At 45.6% G+C, this 24,298-nt stretch carries 13 protein-coding genes and 1 pseudogene; 1 reads left to right on the top strand and 13 read right to left on the bottom strand.

All coding sequences use genetic code 11. The annotated features are described in order from the left end of the window. Positions 1-89 precede the first annotated feature (89 nt). The 13 genes from HXT30_RS01175 to HXT30_RS01115 all read right to left on the bottom strand — a co-directional run bounded on the left by HXT30_RS01175 (position 90) and on the right by HXT30_RS01115 (position 14,537). A complete protein-coding gene (locus tag HXT30_RS01175; protein ID WP_422111628.1) occupies positions 90-2,504 on the bottom strand; it encodes an ATP-dependent DNA helicase RecG in 2,415 nt (804 codons plus the stop codon). A gap of 353 nt (positions 2,505-2,857) precedes the next feature. Continuing rightward, a complete protein-coding gene (gene rpmB, locus HXT30_RS01170) occupies positions 2,858-3,052 on the bottom strand; it encodes a 50S ribosomal protein L28 (protein WP_004105392.1) in 195 nt (64 codons plus the stop codon). A 142-nt stretch (positions 3,053-3,194) separates the two neighbouring features. Next, positions 3,195-5,666 (bottom strand): type 2 isopentenyl-diphosphate Delta-isomerase, encoded by a 2,472-nt coding sequence (fni, locus tag HXT30_RS01165; protein WP_422111627.1) that lies wholly within the window; start codon positions 5,664-5,666, stop codon positions 3,195-3,197. Next, positions 5,659-6,789 carry a diphosphomevalonate decarboxylase gene (gene mvaD / locus HXT30_RS01160; RefSeq protein ID WP_422111626.1) on the bottom strand — a complete coding sequence of 377 codons (1,131 nt, stop codon included), beginning with the start codon at positions 6,787-6,789 and terminating at the stop codon, positions 5,659-5,661. The genes fni and mvaD overlap by 8 nt, the downstream gene beginning before the upstream one ends. A gap of 32 nt (positions 6,790-6,821) precedes the next feature. Next, positions 6,822-7,967 (bottom strand): mevalonate kinase, encoded by a 1,146-nt coding sequence (mvk, locus tag HXT30_RS01155; RefSeq protein WP_422111625.1) that lies wholly within the window; start codon positions 7,965-7,967, stop codon positions 6,822-6,824. A gap of 525 nt (positions 7,968-8,492) precedes the next feature. Continuing rightward, positions 8,493-8,939 carry a 50S ribosomal protein L9 gene (rplI, locus tag HXT30_RS01150; RefSeq protein ID WP_004112972.1) on the bottom strand — a complete coding sequence of 149 codons (447 nt, stop codon included), beginning with the start codon at positions 8,937-8,939 and terminating at the stop codon, positions 8,493-8,495. Between the two features lie 16 nt (positions 8,940-8,955). Then, entirely contained in the window at positions 8,956-9,204 is a 249-nt protein-coding gene (gene rpsR / locus HXT30_RS01145; RefSeq protein WP_004105399.1) for a 30S ribosomal protein S18, read from the bottom strand. Positions 9,205-9,403: 199 nt separating this feature from the next. Next, on the bottom strand, positions 9,404-10,045 hold the full coding sequence (gene ssb / locus HXT30_RS01140) for a single-stranded DNA-binding protein (RefSeq protein WP_004131823.1): 642 nt from the start codon (positions 10,043-10,045) through the stop codon (positions 9,404-9,406). Positions 10,046-10,162: 117 nt separating this feature from the next. Next, on the bottom strand, positions 10,163-10,459 hold the full coding sequence (gene rpsF, locus HXT30_RS01135; protein WP_004131822.1) for a 30S ribosomal protein S6: 297 nt from the start codon (positions 10,457-10,459) through the stop codon (positions 10,163-10,165). A 195-nt stretch (positions 10,460-10,654) separates the two neighbouring features. Beyond that, on the bottom strand, positions 10,655-11,671 hold the full coding sequence (locus HXT30_RS01130) for a ribose-phosphate diphosphokinase (RefSeq protein WP_016794614.1): 1,017 nt from the start codon (positions 11,669-11,671) through the stop codon (positions 10,655-10,657). A gap of 67 nt (positions 11,672-11,738) precedes the next feature. After that, a complete protein-coding gene (locus tag HXT30_RS01125) occupies positions 11,739-12,761 on the bottom strand; it encodes a ribokinase (protein ID WP_422111624.1) in 1,023 nt (340 codons plus the stop codon). A 98-nt stretch (positions 12,762-12,859) separates the two neighbouring features. Continuing rightward, on the bottom strand, positions 12,860-14,224 hold the full coding sequence (locus tag HXT30_RS01120) for a PFL family protein (protein WP_422111623.1): 1,365 nt from the start codon (positions 14,222-14,224) through the stop codon (positions 12,860-12,862). A 19-nt stretch (positions 14,225-14,243) separates the two neighbouring features. Further along, positions 14,244-14,537, bottom strand: a complete 294-nt coding sequence (locus HXT30_RS01115) for an ACT domain-containing protein (protein WP_004131818.1) — start codon at positions 14,535-14,537, stop codon at positions 14,244-14,246. Positions 14,538-14,998: 461 nt separating this feature from the next. Between HXT30_RS01115 and HXT30_RS01110 the strand changes: the two are divergent. Further along, a pseudogene (locus HXT30_RS01110) lies at positions 14,999-23,939 on the top strand (Rib/alpha-like domain-containing protein). Positions 23,940-24,298 lie beyond the last annotated feature (359 nt).

Raw genomic sequence — 24,298 nt, 5'->3', positions numbered from 1 at the left:
TTTTTACCTTATACTTCTAGAATATTCAAAAATTGTCTTTTTCGCACGTAAATTGTAAAAAATTGTGCGATTTTCTTCTCGATTTTCTTCTAATTGCTCAAAATCGCCGTGCTGCTTCCACGAGTAAAGTCTAAAACCGCTCCAGCGAGTTGCGTGTGATTTTGCAAAGTTGGGTCGCTTGCAAGAATCGAAGTTGCGCATTGCCTTGCGTCTGCAATAATATGCGCGTCTTTAACAACTCGAAGCAACTTTAAGCTTGATTTTCCGCCAGATTGACTATCTCCTAAAACGTCTCCAGCGTTTCTAAGCTCCAAGTCTTTTTGCGCTATTACAAAGCCATCTAGCGATTCTTCTACAACTTGCAAACGCTCTGCTGCCAACTCGTTGTCTTGAGCTGCCGATACCAAAAAAGCCCATGATTGCGTGCCAGAACGCCCCACTCGTCCCCTAAGTTGATGAAGCTGCGCAAGCCCGAATCGCTCTGCGTTAAAAATCACTATGCAACTTGCTTTTGCAACGTCTACGCCAACTTCGATTACGGTTGTAGAAACCAAGATTTGCACTTTTCCGCTTTCAAAGTCGCTCATAATTTTGCGCTTCTCGTCGTCGCTTGTGCGGCCTGTAAGCTCAGCAAAATTGACGCCACTAAATTGAGCGAGGTTTTTAAGGCGGGTTAAAATTTGCGATACCGTGTGAATTTGTGAGTTTACTTGCGAATTTTCTTGCGAATCGTTTAGTGGATTAGATGCGTATGCGCCAAAATCGCCAGCAACCGCGCAATCGCGATTATCACCATTATCGCCATTATCGCCATCGTCTATTCGCGCACAAACAATGTACGCGCGCTCCCCCGCGTCAATTCTGGAACGAATGTGACTAAACATTGCGGCCATTTTTGCAAAGTCCAGCTCGTTTATAACAAACGTGCGAATCGGCTTACGGCCGCCTGGAAGCTCCGTTAAATAAGACGCGTCTAAATCGCCAAACCAAGTCATTGCAGCGCTTCTAGGGATCGGCGTAGCCGTCATAACAAGAAGATGAACATCTGCATTATTGCTCATTTTTCGTACAAGCGAATCGCGCTGCTCAACGCCAAATCTGTGTTGCTCGTCGATAATCGCAAGTGCAAGGTTTATTGGCTTAAAACTAGCGGAAAATGCGGCATGAGTGGCCACAATAATCGCTGGCTCGCCGCTTGCTACTTTTGCCAAAGCACTTCTTCGATCCGCCAGCTTCATTCCGCCTGTTACAAGCGTAATTTCAACGTTTATATGCGCGCGCGCAATCATCTGGCGCAAATTTTCGGCGTGTTGATGAGCCAGCACTTGAGTTGGCGCAACAAGAACCGCTTGATGGCCCGAACCAACAGCTTGAAGCATTGCGCTCATTGCAACAACCGTCTTTCCAGATCCGACTTCTCCTTGCAAAAGACGACGCATTGGTTTTAATGGGGACTCTGCGGCTGCTTGCGATTCGCCTGATAGTGCGGCTGCTTGCGATTCGCCCTGCGCGCCTTGCAAGTGTTTGAGCGAATTGCCTTGCATATCTTCCGTAATCTCGCTAATAACGTTTTTTTGGCCTTCCGTCAACGCAAATGGCAAACTTTCTTCAAACTGCTGCCTTAAAGCGCCATTGTTGCATTTATAAGCAGATCCTAGACGCGAATTTTCGCGCGATTGCAAAACAGCAATTTGAGATATAAACGCCTCTTCAAAACGCATTGTGTTAATTGCACGCGCAAAATCCTCTTTGCTTTGCGGATTGTGGATTGATTCAAACGCATCCGTGCGGTGCATAAGATTTTTACTTGCGATTACGGATTGTGGAAGAATGTCTGGCAGGGATTCTGGCAGGGATTCAGGCGCAAAATCGCCACTATCACAACTCTTAAAAAGTTGCAATAATCCTAAAATCGTCTCGTGAATATGGTCGCTAGAAATACGCGAATTTGCGTGATAAATCGGCTGCGGAGCGCATAACTTTTCAAACGCTTCTTCAACACTTTGCGCAGCAAAATCGTCAGACGCGCTAGATTTCTCATCGTTGCTAGACTTGTCATCATTGCTCACCGCCGCCAAAACGCTTATAACTTGCGGATGCGTAAATTGCAAAACGCCATTAAACGCGCCGCTCGTGCCGCCCACAACAACGGTTTGACCAACGCTCATGCGGCTGCTAACCCATTGCGCGTATTGCTTGCTTTTTGAAAAATAGACGATTTGAGCGCGCGACGCATCTTGCGCAACGTTTACATCTAGGCGATACCCTCTTCGCGCATTCATTTGCACTAAGTTTATGGACTGTATAATCGCACAAAACGCAACTTCTTGACCTGGCAAAATTTGGCTTAAATGCGCGCGTTTTAGCGGATTTGTGACTCTAAACGGGTAGTACGTTAGCGCGTCTTTTACTGTGACTACACCTAGCGATTTTAGGGCAGAAACGCGGCGCTTGTTGCTTACGATTGAAGATATTGCTGTGTTAAGTGTTATGCGTGCTGCCATACTTCGATTATAATCGTTGCGCTAACTCTGGAAAAACAACGCTTTATGTAGTGCGTTTGTATCAAAAAACACGGAAATTCAGTACAAACACACTACAGTTTTATGTGTTTGTGTAGTGCGTTTGTATGACGACACGCCGTATTTTAAGTACAATCGCACTACAATGCAGGTCGTCGTTCGCGCGGTCTAAGCGCGCGAACGTATTCGCCGCCGTAGAAGCACACCGTGCTTCTACGCTAAGCGGCTCAGCGCTCCGAATTGCCTTTTCGCGCTACGCTCTAAGCGAAAAGACAGGTCGGAGCGAACAAAAAAAGCCCCGAGCACTGCTCAGGGCCTTACATTTAACACGCGATTCACGCTTCAACACGCTGAACCTTGCCTGCCTTAATGCATTTTACGCACACACGAAGGCGAACATTTTCGCCATCAATGGTGGTGCGAACTGGCTGAAGGTTCGGGCGGAAGGTGCGCTTATTGCGAATGTGCGAATGTGAAACACTGAAACCGGTCTGCGGTCCCTTGCCACATACTGCGCAACGAGCTGCCATAATGGACTCCTATTTTCTTTGACTTGCAAGTCTTGCGTCGCTCATCCATGCAAATCCAAACGCGACTAACCAATGTTAAATCGCATAAACAAATAAGCATGCCTGAACGCACAACTACACAAGTATATCACTACGCCAGACATTACAGCGCGCACGGCTTGCCATCAATCAAGATGCGCGAATTTTGGCGCAAATCCGCAACATTCTTACATCCAAGCAGCGCCATAATCACGCGAATCTGCGCCTTCCAATCCTCAATTTGATCAACAAGCGCATCCTGTCCACCGCAAGTGAGCGTATGCAAGAACTCGCCCGCAACTCCAACCGCACTCGCCCCAAGCTTTAGCGCGCGCACAACATCAAGCGGCGTACGCACTCCTCCGCTTGCAAACACTTGCATTTGAGCACTATCGCAAGCAGCCGCGGAATCGCAAGCAGCCGCACTATCGCAAGAATCGCGCAAAATCTCATCACATTGCGCTATGTCTAGTAACGATTCAACAGTGGTAAGCCCCCAAGAATCAAGGAACTCGTAGCCGCGCGCACCCCCACGCCTTGCATTTTCAATCGCAACAAAATTCGTGCCGCCGCGCCCACCAACGTCCACAGCGCGCACGCCCACATTTTGCAACCGCAAAACATCTTTTGCGCTCATTCCGCATCCAGTTTCCTTAACAACAACTGGTACTTTCATTGAATCAAGCGCGCGCACAACAGCCTCAATATTGCTAAGCCACGCGCTAAAATCGCGGTCGCCTTCGCTCATAACAAGCTCTTGCGCCGCGTTAAGGTGGATTTGCAACGCGTTTGCTTGCAAAATTTCAACAGCTTTAACCGCCTGCTCAACGCTTGCGCCTGCGCTCACATTCGCCATAACAAATCCGTGCGAATTAAAGCGCCGAATCACGCTAAAGGTTTCTGCAAGATGCGGATTTTTAAGCGCTGCGCTTAGAGAGCCACACGCCATTGCTACACCAGTTTTTGCTGCCACTCTAGCTAGCGACGCGTTTATATTTTCGCCATTCTTGCTGCCACCCGTCATTGCGTTAATGTACAGCGGAACGTCCCATTTTGTGCTTTTGTCAAGCACACTCACGCTTGTATCTACGTCGCTTAGCGCCAATTGCGGCAACGCATTTGGAATAAATCGCACTTGTTCAAAACCAGATTCCGCGTGCGCTTTGTATTGTTCGCACGCAAGTTTTATGTGATCGTCTTTGCGCTGCTCGATAAGCGAAGAGTCGCGATTTTCATCAAATTCTGCGACTTTCAGATTAAGCGCTTCAATCCCACTTTTTTGCCATTCGTCTTTAATGCGATTAGCCACTGCATCAAAATCTTGTGCGCGCGCAATCGCGATTCCGCAATCTCCTCCGCCTGCTCCGCTTGTTTTGGATGGCAATCCTGCACTGTTGGCAACTTCGATTAGCTGCGTAAGTTTTGGTGTTTCGATTAGCGTTCCCGTGATTTCGCCAAGATCTTTTAGCAGCACACGATTTTGCGCGAATCCGCTTAATAACTCGTTAAAATCCCCATTTTCTAGTGCATTTGCGATTTTTTGCACGCATTTTTCGCTTTGCACGCAAAAATCTTCGTAATTTTTAGCGTATGTTTTAGCGTATGTTTTAGCAATATTATTCACGCTTAAAGTGCCGCTTGCCTCAGATTTCACTCCAGATTTCACTCCAGCTTTTACGCTTCCAACAAGCTCCGCGCTACTGGCAGGGCTGCCCGTCCAGCCAACTAAAAGTCGCAAGCTTGCGCCCACTTTTAAGCGTTTTACCTCAAATCGCGGCCACTTTTTCTGCAACAACTCGTGTAGGCTTGAGTCGCCGTTTTCAATCATTTCCACTTCTGCTTTAAGCCATTCGCGATTGTATGCGCGGTACATTACCCACCCACCGTATGCGCTTGCAGCCACGTCTCCGCCGCTTCCCGACTTTTTTACTAGCGAAGACGCGATTATGGCCAATTTGCACAATTCTGGCGTTGCAAGCGTTAATCCGTACCATTTGCACAGCGCTCGCACAGCCGCCACCGTTACGGCTGCAGATGATCCAAGCCCGTATTTTTTGCCACTTTTTTTATCGTCTAAATCGCTTTCAATGCGTACGTTGTATTCGCGCGTTTCGCCCAGTGCTTCCGCCGCGCACAACACGCCCATCTCGCGCGCATATTCATCTACAACGTTCATTGCGGAAATTACGTACGCGTAGTATTTTTTAATTTTTTCTACATTAGTTTGTTCTAGCAAATCGTTGGTTGCTGGCGATTCTTCCGCTGGCAAATCGCAAGCAGCCGCGCGAACACCGCATCCGCATCCACAACTTTTATCTAAAATAAATTCCCTGTTATTGCCAAAACGCGCGCCGCCAAACTTCCAATATAATGGCTCAAAGTTTTTATCCTCACACGCAATTTTTCCGTAAAAATTCCTGCCGTAAAAATTCCTGCCACAGTCGGCATCTTCAGAAAAATCGCAAGCTCCAGCCGCGTCAACCGTAACTTTAACATAACGATTCACAGCTGCTACGATTGCCGCTCTTCCATCCACAACAGCGTATTCGCCTGCTATATAAAGCTTTCCAGGAGCTTCCGCTTGAAACTTAGTCATGATTTTCTCCGTACGCCGTTACGCTAACCGCATCGCCTGGGCGCGCAATAATAAACTGCGGATTGGATTGCGCTGATTCAACAGATTCCGCAAAATCCGCCGATTTCTGCGACTCGCGCAAACTCTTAATCTCACTCAACACGCGCAGCCTCAACTCGTTTTTAACGCGCAAAGCCTGCTCCGCGTTAGTTAAAACCTTAACATTTGGACCTGCGTCCATTGTAGCCCAAACAGGCCACCCCTCGCCGCGCATTTGCAGCACAACTCTAAGCACGGCGTGCGATTCTTCGCTAAGGTAGTCAACGCTAGGATTAGCCGCGCGCATAGCAGCATGCATTCCTAAAGCGTTTCGCTCCGAAACCTCGCCCAACGCCTCTAAATCGCAGTTTTTAATCGCTTGCAAAGCCGTTGCAATGTCATCTTTACAACTTTCAATCCAACTTTTATAAAGCGGCGATGTTTCAACCGTTTGCCGCATTGCATTGCGGCTCGAAATCTTCTTTTTGCTTGGATTCAAAACAACAGCCACCATTGCAAGATTCAAATCTTTTGGCGATTCAATTGGCTCCGCGTAACTTGTTTCGCTACTCACGCCCGCGTTCCACAACACCAATCCGCCATAAATCGACCTGCATGCCGACCCCGACCCTTTGCGCGCTAGAATCGAAAGTTCGCGCGCGTTTAACCTAAGACCAGACGCATACGCTGCAGCCGCCGCCAGCGCTGCAAAACCCGAGGCGCTAGACGCAAGGCCCGCTGCCGTTGGAACCGTGTTTTTGCTTACGACTCGCGCATGGCTTTCGATTCCAGCCATCTTCCGCACCATGTCTAGCATTTTTACGATTCGCGCGCGCTCTTCGCTTTGCAATAAATCGCCACTAAGCTCTGTGTTGTTTAAGCAAACGGAGTCTTCTTCTAGAGAATCGTCAAAATGCACGCTAGTTTTAGTGGAAAATCCGCCTAAAGTCAAAGATAGCGAGGAAGAATACGGCAAAATAAGCTGCTCGTCGCGCTTTCCCCAATATTTGATTAGCGCAATATTTGCGTTTGCTTCCGCGATTGCGCAATGCGTTTGCTTCGACTCGTCAAACGCTATTTTTGGCTCAATTTCAACGTTTTCCACAATAACCTTTCTATAACCCTTCTAAAACCTTTCTAACTGCCGATTTCCACAATCCACGTTTTGGCAGCACCTGCGCGCTCTAAAGCCAGCGCCACCTTAAGCGCATCATCGTAGTTTTGCGCAAGCGCTATAACGCATCCGCCGCCGCCTCCACCAGTCAGCTTTGCTCCCAAAGCACCACTTTTGCACGCAGCACTAACCAACTCATCTAATAGTGGCGTACTCACGCCTAATTGCGCAAGAATCTTGTGCGCGCGGCTCATCTTAAGCCCAATTTCCAGCGGCCGCCCAAGCTCTAAATCATCTTGCGCGCTAATAGCGATTTTCCCAAGCTGCTCCAGCATCGCATCAACCGCATGCGGATTCAAATCGCGCTTTTTTCGCAATGCTTCAACCGTATCGCGCGTTTGACCCTTGCATCCCGAATCAGCCAGCACAAGCCACGCGTGCAATCGTATATTTATGTTGCTAAATTCGCCGCACAAAAATCGCACCGCGCGCGCTGAAGCAGTAGCCTTAGCGTCTAATCCCGATGCCTTTCCATGAGCAACATTTTCTGCCTCCTGCGTAAGCGCAAAAAGCTGATCCTCGCTGGCTTCAATCGCGTAATAGTCTAGAATCGCGCGAATTACAGCGCCTGCAGCTGCAGCCGACGACCCCAATCCTCGCTCTGGCGGAAAATCGCAAGCTGTTTCCACTTGTAACGCTTCGCCGCGCCAATTCGCAAATCGCAAAGCCTTATAAATCGCGGTTTTAATGGAGTTCAAACGCTTTGGTGCATTTTTTAATGGCCCGCAAAAATCCAACGCTTTAAGAGTTACGCAGCTTTGAGCAAGCTCTTGCAAGCTGTTTTTATTAGGATTATTTTTGATTTGTGCAACTAGCTCGTCGGTTGCTTGCGACTTTTGCGCACCTGTATTTAATGCGTTTTCTGCGTTTTGTGCGATTGATGCGTTTTCTTCGTTTGCGCTACTAACTGTTGCGCGCATCTTAAGATTTTTCAGCGGAAGAGCTACTGCACTGTAGCCATAAACAACCGAATGCTCACCAAAAAGAATTACTTTTGCGCAAGTCTGCCCCACGCCAATGCGATTGTGTATGCGATTTTTCGCGCGCTCATTATTGTAATCGCACGGATTAGACGCGTGGCGATTCGCTAAAGTGTTGCAATCAGTCACTAATCCTCCTTTGCGACGCACTGGTTCACTTATTGACATTGCTTAATTATTGGCATTGCTTGTTTGATGCGCATTTAAGCTTATTTGCCCAACTTTTATAATTTAGTAGCTAAAGCGATTCAACACCACGATTTGCGCAATACGCACACAACACATTCACATTTCCCGAAAATGTTGCTCAAAACCACAAAATCAACAACATTCTCGGGAAAACAACTCCGCATTTTGTAGCTCAAAACCACAAAACCAACAACAAAACACGGAAAACAACTCCGCATTTTGTAGCTCTACACACGAAAATCAGCAACAAAAAGCGGAAGATAAAAAAGCTCTGCGCAAGTCGCAGCAAGTAAAACTCACCACAATTCGCACAGAGCCAATGCTTAAGATCAATCCAAATGGATTGCCTCCCATCGCAAATTTCGCAGAAATCCTGCAAGAATACGCAAATCCTGCAAAACTCGCAAAATCACAATAACTTGCAAGAACTCACAAAACCCGCGTGGGAAGCTGGAACACGTTTAACTACTCAGCTACAACCTTAACAGTAAAGGAAGCGCTGATTTCTGGGTGAAGAGCCACAGTTGCTGGGAATTCGCCAGTGGTCTTGATTGCAGCAACGCTAATAGCGCGTGCTTCAACGGCGGCCTTTGGTGCCAAAGCAGCAGCAATCTTATCGGCGGAAATACCACCGAAGAGCTTGCCAGACTCGCTCACCTTAGCAGCGATTTCTACAACAGTGCCTTCGATTGCGGCCTTAGCTGCAACGGCCTCTTCGCGAGTGGCCACAGCCTTAGCCAAGCGAGCGCGACGCATCGCTTCAATCTGGGAAGCAGCGCCCTTATTCCACGCAAAGGCCAAGCCCTGTGGAATCAAGTAGTTACGTGCGTAACCAGCCTTAACAGTAATAACGTCACCCGAGTGACCCAAGTTTGCAACGGTCTTGGTGAGAATAACCTTGGTTTCTGCCATGTTCTTATCCTCTCAATCAGCGACCAGTGGTGGCGTATGGGAGCAAAGCCATCTCGCGAGCGTTCTTAACGGCCTTCGCGATCTTGCGCTGTTCCTGTACGGTTACACCAGTAATACGACGGGAACGAATCTTGCCGCGGTCCGAAACGAACTTACGCAACAAAGCAACGTCCTTGTAATCAATTTCAGTAATCTTGGCAGCCTTCAAAGGATTTGGCTTCTTCTTAAAAGGCTTGACCGGTGGTTGCGGCCTCTTACGTGACATAGGATGTCCTCTCTTAAATGCGTTAAACTTTTGTTTTTGTTTATACGCTAAACTGATGTTTTTAATTGTAAAGTCGTATTTAGATTTTTACCAGCATTAGTTTTACAAGCAATAAGTCATATTCGCTAAACTATCTGCCCTAAAGCAGCGGCGGCTAGACGCCATTAGCGCGCGCATAAAACTAGAAAAACTAGAAAAACTAGAACTCTGGCTCTTCGTCTGATCCACCAAAATCGGAGCTAGCTCCAAACGTTGCAAATCCGCCGTTTGATGGAGCAGAAGCACTCCACGGGTCTTCAACGTTTACGCCCTGATTAGCGCCATTTTGCGCATTCATTCCAGCACCAGCAGCCGCATTATTCGCATAATTCGCGCCGCCAGCATAACCGCCAGTGTATCCACCAGCATTCATACCAGCTCCAGCACCAGCGCCCTGATTGAATCCGCCATTGTTCCCAGCAAAACCGCCCTTCGAGCTCAAACGATTAACCTGAGCGGTTGCAAAACGCAAGGATGGCCCAATCTCATCAATCATCAAATCAATGCTGTATCGTTTTTCGTTGCTGTTTTTATCAACGTAGTTGTTTGCACGCAACCTACCTTGAACAATAACGCGCATTCCCTTTGTAAGCGTTTGCGCGCAATGCTCAGCTAAGTCACCCCAAGCAACGCATCTAAGCGATAATGGCGTGCCATTAACGTAGCTGTTTGTTCTTCTGTCAAAAGTAGAGGAATTAGAAACAATCGTAAAAGACGTTCTAACACTACCGTTAGAACTGGTAGCAGTCTCTGGCTCTTTAGCCAAATTACCAATCACCGTTATAACAGTTTCTCCAGCCATCGTAGCCTCTTTTCTATTAAGACTTGGAACAATTTAGTAAGACTTGGAACAATTAGAGCAAATCCAAAATAATTTTGACTATTTTCAAATCTTGACTTTACTTTGCTTTACTTTGCTTTACTTTGCGTCCTTGCGAAGAATCTTCGTGCGGACTACAGATTCGTTAAGGTTCAAAACACGGTCAAGCTCGTCACTAAGAGCTGGCTCGGCAGTGTAATTCACTACAACGTAGTTACCTTCGTTCTTGCCATCAATCTCGTAAGCAAGCTTACGGCGACCCCAATAGTCGGTACCATCAACGGAACCGCCCTCTTTGGTGACAAGCTCAAGATACTGCTCGGTCAACTTCTTAAGACCGCGCTCGTCAAGCTCTGGATCGGCAATGAACATCAGTTCATACTTATGTGCAGACATCACCCACCTCCTTCGGACTATTCGGCTGCGGGCTTTCCACAGCAGGAGTGTGTTTGCAAAATCGTTCGTAAATCAAACTTATTACGCATTATTACGCAAATTCTCACGCAATATTTTTGAATATTTAATTTCACGAACAACCTACTAAGTCTACATCATGCTTGCGACTCACCGCCGCGCAGCTAATCAACCACACTAATGAGCGTAAATATTCCTATGCTTCATGTCTTCTGGAAGCGCGTTTCTAAGCGAAACAAGCGATCCAGACCTAAACACGGACCTAATTCCAGCAGCCAAAAGAGGCGCAATCGAAAGAACCGTCATGTTTTCTAAGCGCTTTTCTTCTGGAACAGGAACAGTATCCGTTAAAATGATTTCGCGCGCGCCGCAACTCTTAAGTCGCTCTACTGCAGGGCCAGATAGCAGCGCATGAGTTGCAACCAAAGTAACGGATTTCGCGCCCGCTCCTTTAAGAGTGCGCACAGCTTCGCAAATCGTGCCAGCCGTATCGATCATATCGTCTACAACAATGCAATCGCGGCCTTGAATGTCTCCAATAATTCCATGCGCTTCCGCGTGATTTGGCCTTGTTATATCGCGCGTTTTGTGAATAAACGCTAATGGCAATCCGCCAAGCTTTGCAGCCCATTGCTCCGAAACCTTAATTCGCCCTGCATCTGGCGAAACAATCGTAGTGTTTTCTAGGCTCATTGTGTTGCGAACGTAGTCAATAAGCACTGGCATAGCCGTTAAGTGGTCCACAGGCCCGTCGAAGAATCCCTGCTCTTGAGCCGCATGCATATCTACAGTCAAAATACGAGTAGCTCCAGCAGATCGGAACAAGTCAAACATAAGTCGCGCTGTAATTGGCTCGCGGCCTTGATGCTTTTTGTCTTGACGCGAATACCCAAAGAAAGGCGCAACAACGTTTATGCTACGCGCGGATGCTCGTCTTAAAGAATCCACCATAAGCAGCTGTTCCATAATCCAATTGTTGATTGGATCTGTGTGCGCTTGCAAAACAAAAACGTCTGCGCCTCTAACTGGCTGCGTAAAGCGCACATACATCTCCCCGTTTGCAAAATCGTAGGCAGTTGTTTCCAGCACGTCTATTCCAAGGTAGTTGGCGGTTTCTTCCGCAAGTTGTGGATACGCTCTACCCGTTACAAGCATCATTTGCTTTTTTGGAGTGCCTTCAAGAATTGTTGACATATTTGCCTTCCCGTTTGCAAAATCAGTAAAAACGCATACGCGACTAGTCTAGCAGCATACAGCGCCACTATTCAAACGCGCAAACAACCTGCTGCGCATTGCCGTACGAGCTTTGCGCTCCAAATCCCATTGCTGCATACGCCGAAACGTAAGTTGCAACTTGCGCGCTTTGATCCAGACTAAAGCCAGCGGCAAGTCCTGCTAAAACAGTTCCCATAAACGCGTCTCCGCAACCCGTTGTATCTACTGCTTTAACGCGTTGAGGGCAAATTCGCACAGCCTTCTTGCCATCTTGCGCAGCGTAGTCTAAAACAACCGAGCCTTCTGCACCAAGCGTTACAACTGCCTCATCAAAACCATACTCGTGCATAATGCGCGCAGCATCGTGCCAGTCAAAATCGTCCCAATTTCCGTCTTCTGGCTCGCTAATTTTAAGCAATTGCGCCATCTCGTGCTCGTTTACAAGAAGTATGCTTGCGTTTTCAATCAATTCACGTGGCAGCTCGCTTACAAAAGGCGAATTATTTAGCAAAACTTTTACGCCAGCCGCACGCGCAATTTTTGCCGCCGCCGTTACGGTTTCCATTGGGCTTTCTAGGCAAAGTCCTAAAACGCTTGCGCCGCAAATTGCTTGCTTAACATCGTTTTGATTAATGTATTCAACGCTCACTTTTGCATTAGACCCTGGAGCGTAAACGATTGTGTTTTCGCCGCCTTTTGCGTCTACTGTTATTACTGTTGCGCCACTTTTTACGCCTTCTACACGCAAAATTCTAGACGTGTCTACTCCTGCAGATTCTAGCGTGTTTAATAGGAATTTTGCATTTTCGTCGCTGCCTACCGCGCCAAACATTTGCACGTTTGCACCTATTTTTGCTGCAGAAACGGCCTGATTCCCCGATTTTCCGCCTGGAAGAACGCGCAAATCACTTCCGTTTACAGTTTCTCCAGGATTTGGGAGACGATCTGCGACTATTGTGTAGTCTGCGTTCATGGAGCCTACTACAGCAACGCGATTGCTTGATTCGCCTATCTTTTTTAGCGCGCTAGCAAGCATTTCGCCGCTTAGTGGCGTAGTCTTTTCCATCATAAATCCTTTCGTAAAATTCCATTAATTCGTGATTTAAGCGTGATTAAGTATTAATTCAAGCCGCAATCAAATCACAATTTAACTTACGATTAACTCGCCTAATTCTTAAAGCTATGAACAGGCGCTGGAATTCTTCCGCCGCGCGAAACAAACTCCTCGCAGCTTGCGGTATTTACTGGCATAATCGGAGCGTACCCCATTAAACCGCCAAAATTAGCCATTTGCCCAACGCTTTTGCCTTCCACAGGTATTATGCGCACAGCAGTTGTTTTTTGGTTTATCATGCCGATTGCTGCTTCATCCGCAATCATTCCAGATATTGTTGCAGCAGTTGTGCTTCCAGGAATCGCAATCATATCTAGGCCTACGGAGCATACGCACGTCATTGCTTCTAGCTTTTCTATTCTAAGGCATCCAGACTTTGCAGCAGCAATCATGTTTGCATCTTCCGAAACAGGTATAAACGCGCCAGAAAGCCCACCAACGTAGCTGCTGGCCATTATTCCGCCCTTTTTAACTTGATCGTTAAGCATTGCAAGAGCGGCTGTTGTGCCAGGAGCGCCAACAGTAGAAAGCCCGATTTTCTCTAAGACTTCGCCTACGGAATCTCCCACGGCTGGCGTTGGCGCAAGCGACAAGTCGATTATTCCAAACGGCATACCAAGCCTTCTAGATGCCTCTTGCGCAACAAGCTGACCGACTCGCGTAATCTTAAAAGCTGTGCGCTTAATCGTCTCGCACAAGAACGCAAAATCCTTGCCACGTGCCTCGTCTAGCGCGCGCGAAACCACGCCTGGCCCCGATACGCCAACGTTTATTACAGCGTCTCCCTCAGTTACACCGTGGAATCCGCCAGCCATAAACGGGTTATCGTCTGGAGCGTTGCAAAATGCCACAAACTTTACGCATCCGTACGAATCACGGTCTGCAGTCGCGCGCGCGATTTGCTTGACTACTCGCCCAAGCAACTGAACGCAATCCATGTCGATTCCAGTTCGCGTAGACCCCACGTTTGCGCTCGAGCACACAATATCCGTCTCGATCAAGGCTTTTGGCAGCGATTCTATAAGCATGCGATCGGCAGCTGTCATGGATTTTGCAGGCAGAGCGGAGTAGCCGCCAATCAAATCTACTCCAACTTTTTTTGCTGCTTTGTCTAGCGCGTGCGCGATTTGCACAAAGTCGTCTGGGCTTTTGCACGCTGCTGCTCCAACTAGGCTTATTGGCGTTACGGTTATGCGCTTGTTTACAATCGGGATTCCGTAGTCGCGCTCAATCGCGCAGCCCGTGCTGACTAAGTCTTTTGCAAGGCGCGTAATCTTGTTGTACACGTTTTCGCACACTTTTTGCACACTTGCGTCTGCGCAGTCTAGCAGATTTATTCCCATTGTTATGGTTCTAACGTCGAGCTTTTCTTGCTCGATCATGGAGTTTGTTTCGCTCACTTCCATAATGTTTAGCATGGGCTTCTCCTACTAATCCCTAGATTCTGTGCATGTTTGTAAAGATTTCCGCGCGCTGGCAGTGTATACTAACGCCAATTCCTTCGCCCAGCTTTGCCAATTCTTCGGCCAGCTCGCCAAATTCTACGCTTATTTCGTTTACGTCTACAATCATCATCATGTTAAAGAATCCGTTGACGATTGTTTGAGATATATCTAAAATATTCGCCTTGCTATTTGCTAAATGAGTCGTAACTTTTGCTATGATTCCTACAGCATCTTTGCCCACTACGGTGATTACGGCTTTGTTTTCATCATTATTAGTGGTGTTCATAATCACTCCTATTGGCTATATGTGATTTTTGCTGCGCAACAGCTGTTCTATCTATTCTGCTTGCCATTCGCGCGCGTTTTGCTCCTTATTTATACTATTGCCCGCCGCGTATAATCGCTTAGTTGTGCAACACGCCAAAATAACATATGAATAAATTTTCATAAAAGGTTAAAAATTTATAATAAAATCCTCTATATATCGTTATATCAACATAATATGCGTCAAATACCCCCCCCCCCCATCAGTAAATTTTACACTTATAGACAACGTCACGCTTAAAAAATTTCACTCAAAAAACAAAAATACGATATAATATCTTGAATTGATGAATATTTATCTGTTCATGTAATTGAGCAAAGCTTGAATGCATGCATGTTAAGCACAAATTAGCAATCGCAATGCATCGCATGCTCCATAAAGCGGACGAATAAAAGAAGAACACAAAAAGAACGGGGATTATTATGGTAAAGAGCACTCGTCAAAAGCACGCTCGCAATCAAGAGTATCGCTCATTTGCAAATGTAAGCGCCAATTTTAGTGCATCAACCGCACGCAAACTGTCACTTAGCGCACTTACAACAGTTCTTACTGCCGCCACTTGCTTGGGCGGTCAGCCAATCCTCGCATCCTCTAATATTCTTCTTCCTCCAACTACAGCGGCTTTTGCATCTCAAGTGAGTGATGCAAAAAATACTCCTTGGCTACATACGCCAAACATTCTTGAGTTCCAAAGGTATCGTTTTGTTAACAGCAATGGAAAAACTGGCTCAACAGCCGATTTGGGTGATTACGATAACACCACCAAGAAATCGGATATGTATGCACACGTTGAAGAAAACAACGGTGCTAAGTATTTAGTCTTCGATGTGTTCTTCAACAACGACGGCAAATCAATGGTCTCACTCATTCTAGCCAGCATCAATACGTGTGGCAGATTCCTTTTACAGTTGCAGACTTAAACAATGGAGGATATAAAAACGATACTATCAGCGATTTGAGCTTCGACTTCTATCAACGAAACAATAATTCTCCTCAAGCAACAAACGCGATGCTTTCGCGTGATATTAAATTGTTCAGCAAAGACGATAGCAAATCTTTTAACGTTAATTTCTTAAACAATGGTAAAGATCACGCAGGCTCAACATACTTATACACATTAGGCATAAGAGGAGGAAACAGCTACAATCGCGACTTAAGTGAAACATTCCACAATAACGCTAGATCAAATAACGGAAAAGTGGATCCTGTTATTGAAAAAGCAGTAAAACTTTATGGACCATATTCAGGAAAAAGCTACGGCATTGGCTTAAGAACTACTAATGCAAATTATGCTGTTCACATGCACTGCAAGTTGAAGCTGCGCCAAGACGCAACCATAGACGACATTCAAAACGCTTTTACTTGGGCAAACAGTAGCTCTTATGGTAAAACAACTAACTCTGCTTACACGTTTATTTCTGGTCGCACACAAGACGAGAACTTCCCTCGCACAAAAAGCGATAAAATCCCTCCAAAGCTGTATTTTAATGGCAAGGAAATTGGCGATAAGGACAACAACAGCATTACCGTGTATCAGGGCGAAAGCAACACCTTCACTTTCAGCACGTCCGACAATAGCGAAAAGGTGACGAAGTTCTCCGTAGGTGGATTCCCTAACGGTATAAACGCAAACTTTAATGAGAGTAATAAGGACGGCTTTGACGCGACTGAAAAGAAGCCTTACAAACACGAAATTAAAGACGTTAAGTTTGAGCACAAGGATGGCAAGACGCCAGTAAACTCCGACTACACGATTACTGTTTCTGCAACCGACGCTTCTGGCAACAAAGCAGAAAAGAAAGTCACTGTACATCTTAAGAATCTGAACCAGAAGTACAAGGCTCCAACCGCTACCCCACTTACTGTTGATTGGGGGCATGAGCTTACTAAAGACGAGCTTATAAAGCAGATAAAAGACAATGATGGAAATGGCGAAATAACTTTTATTGACAAGAAGTTGCCAAAGACAAATCTATCCGAAAGCCGTTTCAAACATTCTAAGAACACTCTGCAAGTCGCATCAAAAATCATATATGCAGATGGATCCTACCATCTAGTGAACATTCCTGTAATAGTTAAAAAGCCACTTGCTTTTGAGCACGCACCAAAAGGAAGCGAGAATACTGTAACCGTTGGGGATAAACTTAAACAACCAAGCGATTACATAACACTCGAAAATAATTCTGACAATAAAGTTAAGCCGCAAAAAGTAGAATGGTACGGCGGAACACCTAATTCCAGCACAATTGGCAACTTTAATAACACTGTCAGAGTGCATTACACAGACGGTAGCCACAAAGATACTACTGTAACATTTAACGTTAAGCCGAAAACACCTGTTATTGAAACAGATTTGAACGGTCGAGCAAAAATTAAAAACCAGAAAGTAGTAGTAAACGTCGGCACTGGGTTTATACCAGGTGCCACAAACAAAGTTACATTATACGATGCCAACAATAACGCAATTGGCTCTACTACCGAAATCAAAGACGGTAAGGCAACTATTACTGTAGCTAATAGCATACCTGCAGGAAATGTGTATGCGATTACAAGCAGTTCATACAACAATCATCAGGATAAACATACAAATACCTTCAATTTATCTTCCGATAGAAGTGACAATCACCAAGCTACAGAAGATAGACAAAAGCCAACACTTACAGCAAACGATGCAACTGCAAAAGTTGGAGAAAACTTAAGCTTTAATCTTGAAGCAACAGATGATATTAAAATTGACGACTTCAATATTGCAGCTCCATTAGCGGGACTTGTAAATAATGATTTTTCACGTTTGAAGATTGAATACCAAGGCAAACAAGATGATCCAAAAAATCGCAAAGTAAAAATTACGATACTTGGCATGAAAGCAAGTGAAGTTGGAGAACATAAACTCAAGTTCTCAGTTACTGATGCAGCTGGAAACAAAACTGAGAAGGAAGTTAAGCTAACAGTTAAGCAACCTTACGAGCTAAAAGCAAATCCTATTACCGTTGACTTAGGTCATGAACTTACTAATGATGACGCTAAGAAGATATTTGAAAACAGCAAAAATGTTCCTTCTGGAACAACATACACTTGGGTTACTAAACCTAAGACCGACTCAACTGGTAAAGAAAATCCTGGCACAGTAAGAGTCACCATTCCTGGAGAAAAACCTAAAGAGATTTCTGTAGCTGTAACAGTTCAAGATACAGTGAAACCAGTAATAAAGGTGTACAAGAAAGGCCCTGGTGACACTTGGACTGAAGTAACCGAAAAGGTTACTGAAGGCAAAACAAGTTACACAAAGATTGACACGTACCACGGTGACAAGTGCGAACTGAAAATAACAGCAACAGACAACAGTGGCAAAGTTACAGATTTGAAGATTGATCGTTTAATAACCGGCATGACTTCATCTGATTTTGCAACAAAGCAAGGCGTCGGTTCTGAAAAAGATCCTCGAGCTATAAAGATCGCAGGCTCTGTGCCGAATGGCACGGCTGCCGGAGCGTACTCTAGGACTCTTGTAGCAGTTGATGGCTCTGGAAATCAAACGAACTTCCCAATTCGCTTTATTGTGCACAATCAAGCAGATAAATTCGGCAAGATTACTCCAAAGGATATAACTCATAACATTCCTGAAGATGGCAACAATAATAATCACCCAAAGGCTGAAGATGGTATATCCGAAGCTAGCAAGAAAGATTTGCCAACCGGTACAACGTATTCTTGGGTTAAGGAACCAGATTGGAATAAGCCTAGCAAAGATACAACTGCTACAATTCGCATAACGTTCCCAGACGGTTCTCACGTAGACGTTTCACCAAAGCTTACTGTTACGGATACAATTAAGCCTGTTATTGAAAAGCCTGATTTAGGAACAGCAAAACATGGAAGCAAAGATCATTACTTACTGAAAGTTCATCGCGGTGAGAAGTTTGATCTTACACTGAAAGTTCACGACAACACTGGCAAAATAGTCGGCGCAATCTTGGATAACAATGTACCTGATTGCGGAATCACTAATACTAATTTAACAGTTGACAATGCAGGCAACCACAGTGTTAAGAACCCTGCTATTGTTCATATAACTGGTACAGCACCAACCAACGAAGGAACAAGCCAATATTGGAGCCGTACTGTTACTGTAACAGACGAGGCTGGTAATATCAGATTGCTGTATATACAAGCGCGGAGGAACACAAAGCCACATCAAAGCAAGTCCGAAAACCATTTAATACAGCAGTAACTGTTAAAGACATTCAAGATGCAATAACAACTGACTATACAAGCAAAGACCCAACTAAGAAACCAGTAGTTTCTGTAAAAACTGGCGAAAAATTACCAGATGGCACAACTTCTGGAAACTCTAAGGTTACAGCAATTGTTACTTATCCAGATGGTTCTACAACAGAAGTTGTAGTTCCTGTCACTATTGATACTGCTCTTAGTAGAACACATATTCCAACATCTAACATTGTAGAAAAGTCTTACGGCTCTACGAAAGACGATATAGAGAAATCTATAACAAGCACTTCTAAAGGCGGCGGAATATCTTGGCCTAATAACAAAGTTCCTACAGGAAATACAACAATTGAGATTTCCGACAAAACCAAGATTCCTAGAGGAACTGAGCCTGGCACATACGAAGTTCCTGTAAAGATAACGTATAGCGATAACTCTGTTGGATACGCCACAGTAAAAGTTAAGATTGGCGAGCCGCAGAGCAAGAGCTACAACCCACAAGGCAATACGCTTACATTTGCTTACAACTCGAAGCCAAAGACTGACAACATATCCGGTAAAATTACTGGTGTTGGAAACGGTAATGGCATTAGTTTTGGTAAAGATAAGCAGGGTAAAGATATAGCACTTCCTTATGGTGCTCATATTGCTATTGACAACCCAAGTAACATTCCAGACGGAACCAAATCTGGCGATTTCAGTATTCCTGTAACCATTACATATAAGGATGGTTCAGAAGATCATACAGTTGTTAAGGTAACAATTGGCGAACCACAAAGCGAAACAAATAAGCCAACTGTTACTGATATAACGAAGAAGTATGGCGAAAAATCTAATAAAGATGAAGTAAATAATCACGTTACTTTTGACAGTAGTAAGCCTAAACCAACCGTAACTGTTGAAAATGCTAACGATATTCCAAATGGTACAACTCCTGGCGACGTAAATATTAACGTTAATATTGAGTATCCTGATGGCTCCAAATCTCGCGTTACAGTAAAAGTTACTACTGGAGATCCTGATACCAAGACTTACGCACCAAGCGCAAACGAAGTTAAGAAAAACCGTAGGGATAAGATTACTGCTGCGGATATCACTGGTGCTGTAAAGACTTCTACAGTTGATGGCAAGACCCCGGATAAGAGCAAAACAAAAGTAGAGCTTGTAAACAAAAACAACTTGCCTGATATGACTAAGACTGGCACAACTAATGTTCCTGTTAAGGTCACATACCCAGATGGGTCAGAAGTTGTTCTTGAAGTTCCAGTGGTAGTTAGGGATACTGACAAGGATATTTACACGCCAACGTCTTCTACGCTAGAAAAGCCTTACGGCTCAACTATTAGCGAGAAGGATATTACTGATAAGGTTACGGTTCCACACTTTGTTGGAGATGCAACTAAAATCTCTTACAAAGTCAAGGACACTAAGAAGATTCCAGGAGGAAACTCAGAGCCTGGAGCTTACACAGTACCTATAACAGTAACTTATCCGGACGGCACAAGCGAAGATGTGGACGTAAACGTTACAATCTTGAATAAGGATTCCGACTCTTACGAACCAACCGCTAAAACTCTTACGAAGAAGCACGGAGAAACGATTAGCAATGACGATATTACCGGTCAAGTAAGTGTGCCTAATTATCCATCTGACACTGGCAAAGAGCAGCCGACTAAGACTGTGGAAACTGGAGCAACGCTTCCAGATACGAATACTACAGGTGAAAGCGATGTGCCGGTTACTGTTAAATACCCAGATGGTACGACCGACACTGTAAATGTTCATGTGGTTGTTAAGGATGCGGATGCGAATACGCATACTCCACAAGCTGAACCACTTGAAAGGAATATCAACGACGGAAAGCCTAACGATAACGAAATTACAAGTAAGGTTACGATTCCTACTTGGCCAGAAAATGAAACGCCAAAGCCAACTTACTCTATTAGCAATGAAGATGCTAAGAAGATCCCTAATGGAGATAAGGCTGGCAAGTTTGAAGTGCCTGTAACGGTTAAGTATCCGGATGGATCAACAACTGTGATCAACGTGCCTGTAATTATTAAGGCTCCAAAGCCAGAAGCGAAAACTGGTGTGACTGTGCCAAAGGGTGTTGAACCTAAGCCAGAAGACATGATTTCCAATAAGGATAAGTTCCCTGATGACACGCAGTTTGAGTGGAAGAAAGAGAACGGCAATGAAACTGACAAGCCAGACACCAAGACAGCTGGAAACACGCAAGGCACTGTTGTTGTAACAGTTCCAGGGCAAAAGTCTCAAGAAGTGACAGTAAAGGTTAACGTTGTTGAGCCAAGTGCATCTGAAGTCAACGTTCCACAAGGCACGGATTTGCCAGACGCTAAGGATGTTATTAAGGATTCCAACGATACGAATAAGTATCCTAGCGGAACTACCTTTACATGGAAGCCTGAAGATAAACCGGATACTAACAATCCTGGCGCAAAGAATGGCAAGATTATTGTTACCCTCCCAGGTCAATCTCCTGTAGAGGTGCCTGTAACAGTGAACGTTTTGCCAAAGCCAGAAGCGAATGTTGTGAACGTTCCACTAAATGGCACACTTCCAGAAGCTAAGGATGTTATTAAGGATTCTACCGATAAGAATAAGTTCCCTAAGGATACTACGTTCAAGTGGAAGACTAAGCCAAAAACAGACGAGTCTAGCAAAGACAAGAAAGGCGTAATAACTGTCACTATTCCAGGCGTAAATGGCAAGCCTGGAACTTCTGCTGATGTAGAAGTTACTGTGAACGTAACTCCTAAGCCTAATGACAAAGTTACCACCGTCGCACAGAACAGCGATCCAGATCCTAAGAACAGCATTGCCAATAATGGTGATTTCCCAGATGGCACTAAGTTCGAGTGGAGCAAGGACCAAGACGGAAAGTCTGGTAAGCCAGACACGTCTAAAACTGGCACTGGAAAAACTGGCACTGTTGTGGTAACTGTTCCAGGGCAAGCCCCTCAGACCGTTGAAGTCAAGGTAAACGTTATACCAGCACCTGAAGTAAATAACGTAACTGTGTTGCAAAAAACTGGCGGCAAGGACAATACTCCTCAGGCAGGTGACTTAATCTCCAATAAAGATAAATTAAATGGAGCAACTTTCGAGTGGAAGAAAGACGGCAGCGGCAACGAAACTGGCAAGCCAGACACGTCACACGTTGGCAACCAGCCAAGCGTTGTGACTATTACGGTTCCAGGAATGACTCCTGTAGATGTGCCTGTAAACGTGCTTGTTGTGCCAAATCCAAAAGGCAAGACGGTGAACGTGCCACAAAATGGCAATGTGCCTGAGCCAAAAGACATGATTGACAACAATGGTGACTTCCCACAAGGAACACAGTTCGAGTGGAAGAAAGACGGCGGCAATGAAACTGGTAAGCCATCAACATCTACTACTGGTGCGCAAACTGGCACCGTCGTGGTAACTATTCCAGGCCTAAAAGAACCAGTAAAAGTCAAAGTAACAGTAAACGTTACAGACAAGCCATTCATTAACGATGGTAGCGCAAAGAATACGCCAGATAAGCCTGGTAAGACCACTATTACGGGTAAAACTCAGCCAGGAAACACAGTAACTGTCAAAGAAGGCGAAAGCACTGTTGGTATTCCAGTAACAGCCGATGAAAAAGGCAACTTCACTATCGAAATCGATAAGAGGGATCCTGGAACAACACTCAAGCTTGTTCCAAGCAAGGGTGACGAGAGTGGCACTCCAGTAGAAGTAGCAGTTATTGCAAAGCCAAAAGCTCCTACAATCACCGTTCCTTCGGAAAATGAAGACGGAAAGACAGGAGACGGAAACGTAACAGTAACGCCTACAAAAGATGACAACGCAACAGTTGTTACGATTGTGATTACTGCTAAGCCAAATCCTCTTAACGGCCCAGAAAAGCCAGTTCGCACGATTGTTGTTAAGAAAGGTGATACCGACAACAAGTGGAAGATTGACGGCCCTGCTCCTAGCGGCGTAAAGGTTGATGAAGCTACCGGCGAAGTTACGATTCCAGCTCAAGACTTGGAAGACGGCAGCACGATTACTGCTGTTGCTAAGGATAAGGATGACCACTCTTCGGATAAAGCGGAGAAAACAACTGGCTTTAAGACTCCGCAGATTACCGAACAGTCTATAGCAGACGAGCCAAGCGGCAGCGGTAGCGAAAGCGGTGGAGATCAGGGCGGAAGCCATGGAAGTCAAAAGATTACTGGCAAAACCGATGTTCCAGGCGCAACTATTACTGTTACCGACAAAGATGGAAAGCAAATCGGAACCGGTAAAGCAGATAAAGATGGCAACTTCACTATTACTATCAACAAGCAAACGCCTGGCACGATTGTAAACCTTACTCCTACAAACGGCGAAGGTGATTTTGCAAAGACTGGAAACACTGTTGAAGTAACGGTTGGCGGAGATATTGCCGTTCCACGCATAGACACGCCTGCAGACGGAAGCGCCACAATAACACCAAATCTTACGGATACGCGCATAGATAAGGTTGTTATTACGTATACGCCTGAAGGCGACGGAAGCACGCCGCAAACTGTTACAATCACCGTTATCGCCGAGGGCGATATGCGCGTGTGGAAGATTGACGGCACTGCTCCTAACGGCGTAACTGTTGATCCAAATACTGGCGTTGTTACGATTCCAGCTGCAAACGTTAAAGACGGAAGCACGATCACCGCTGTTGCAAAGAATAGCACTGATAGCACTGCTGGAGGCTCGTCTAGCACTGTTACAGGCACGATTGCGCAGCCTGGAGGCAGCGGTAGCGGTAGCGATGATGGTAGCGGTAGCAGCGATGATGGTAGCGATAGCGGCGAAAGCGATAGTGGCACAAACGAAAGCGGAAGTCACATCAATAATGGCAACAACGCAAACAACACCAACAACGCAAACAAGAATGGCAACAAAAATGACGTAAGCGGCCACAATGGCGGCAATAATCATGGAAACCAATCTAGCAATAGTGGATCTAATAGTGAATCTAGACGAGATAAAGGTGCTCTAGGCAATACTGGCGTTGGTGTTGCATTAAGCGCTCTTGCATCTGCGATGCTTGCTGGCATGGGTGCTGCAGGAAGGGCTGTAGCTCGCCGCAAGAAGCGCAACTAGCTAGCACGCGCTAAGTAACTATAAACCGCAAGAAAAGGCCTGGAGCGATTGCTCTGGGCCTTTTCTTACCCGCTTTTTTGAATTCTGCAGCTAACCTGCCTGGGCGCGACGACCTGCATTCGCGCTTAGGTCGCGCTCACGACACGACCTGCCTTTCCGGGTTTTGTACCATATTCCACCTAAATTACGTACAAAACCCGGAAAAAATTCCGCATTTTGTACCATATTTGACCTAAAAATGGTACAAAGTGCGGAACAGCAAGTCGCGCGTGGTTGCGCCAAATGAGGTAGAGATTCGAGATTTTTCGCAGCGGATGAAGCATTTCGCTCGCGCGTTACAGCAAATAGAGAATGTCGTT

The organism is Gardnerella sp. DNF00571G (assembly GCF_049262695.1).
Taxonomy (GTDB): Bacteria; Actinomycetota; Actinomycetes; order Actinomycetales; family Bifidobacteriaceae; genus Bifidobacterium; species Bifidobacterium piotii.
This window is presented reverse-complemented; position numbering and strand designations above follow the sequence as displayed.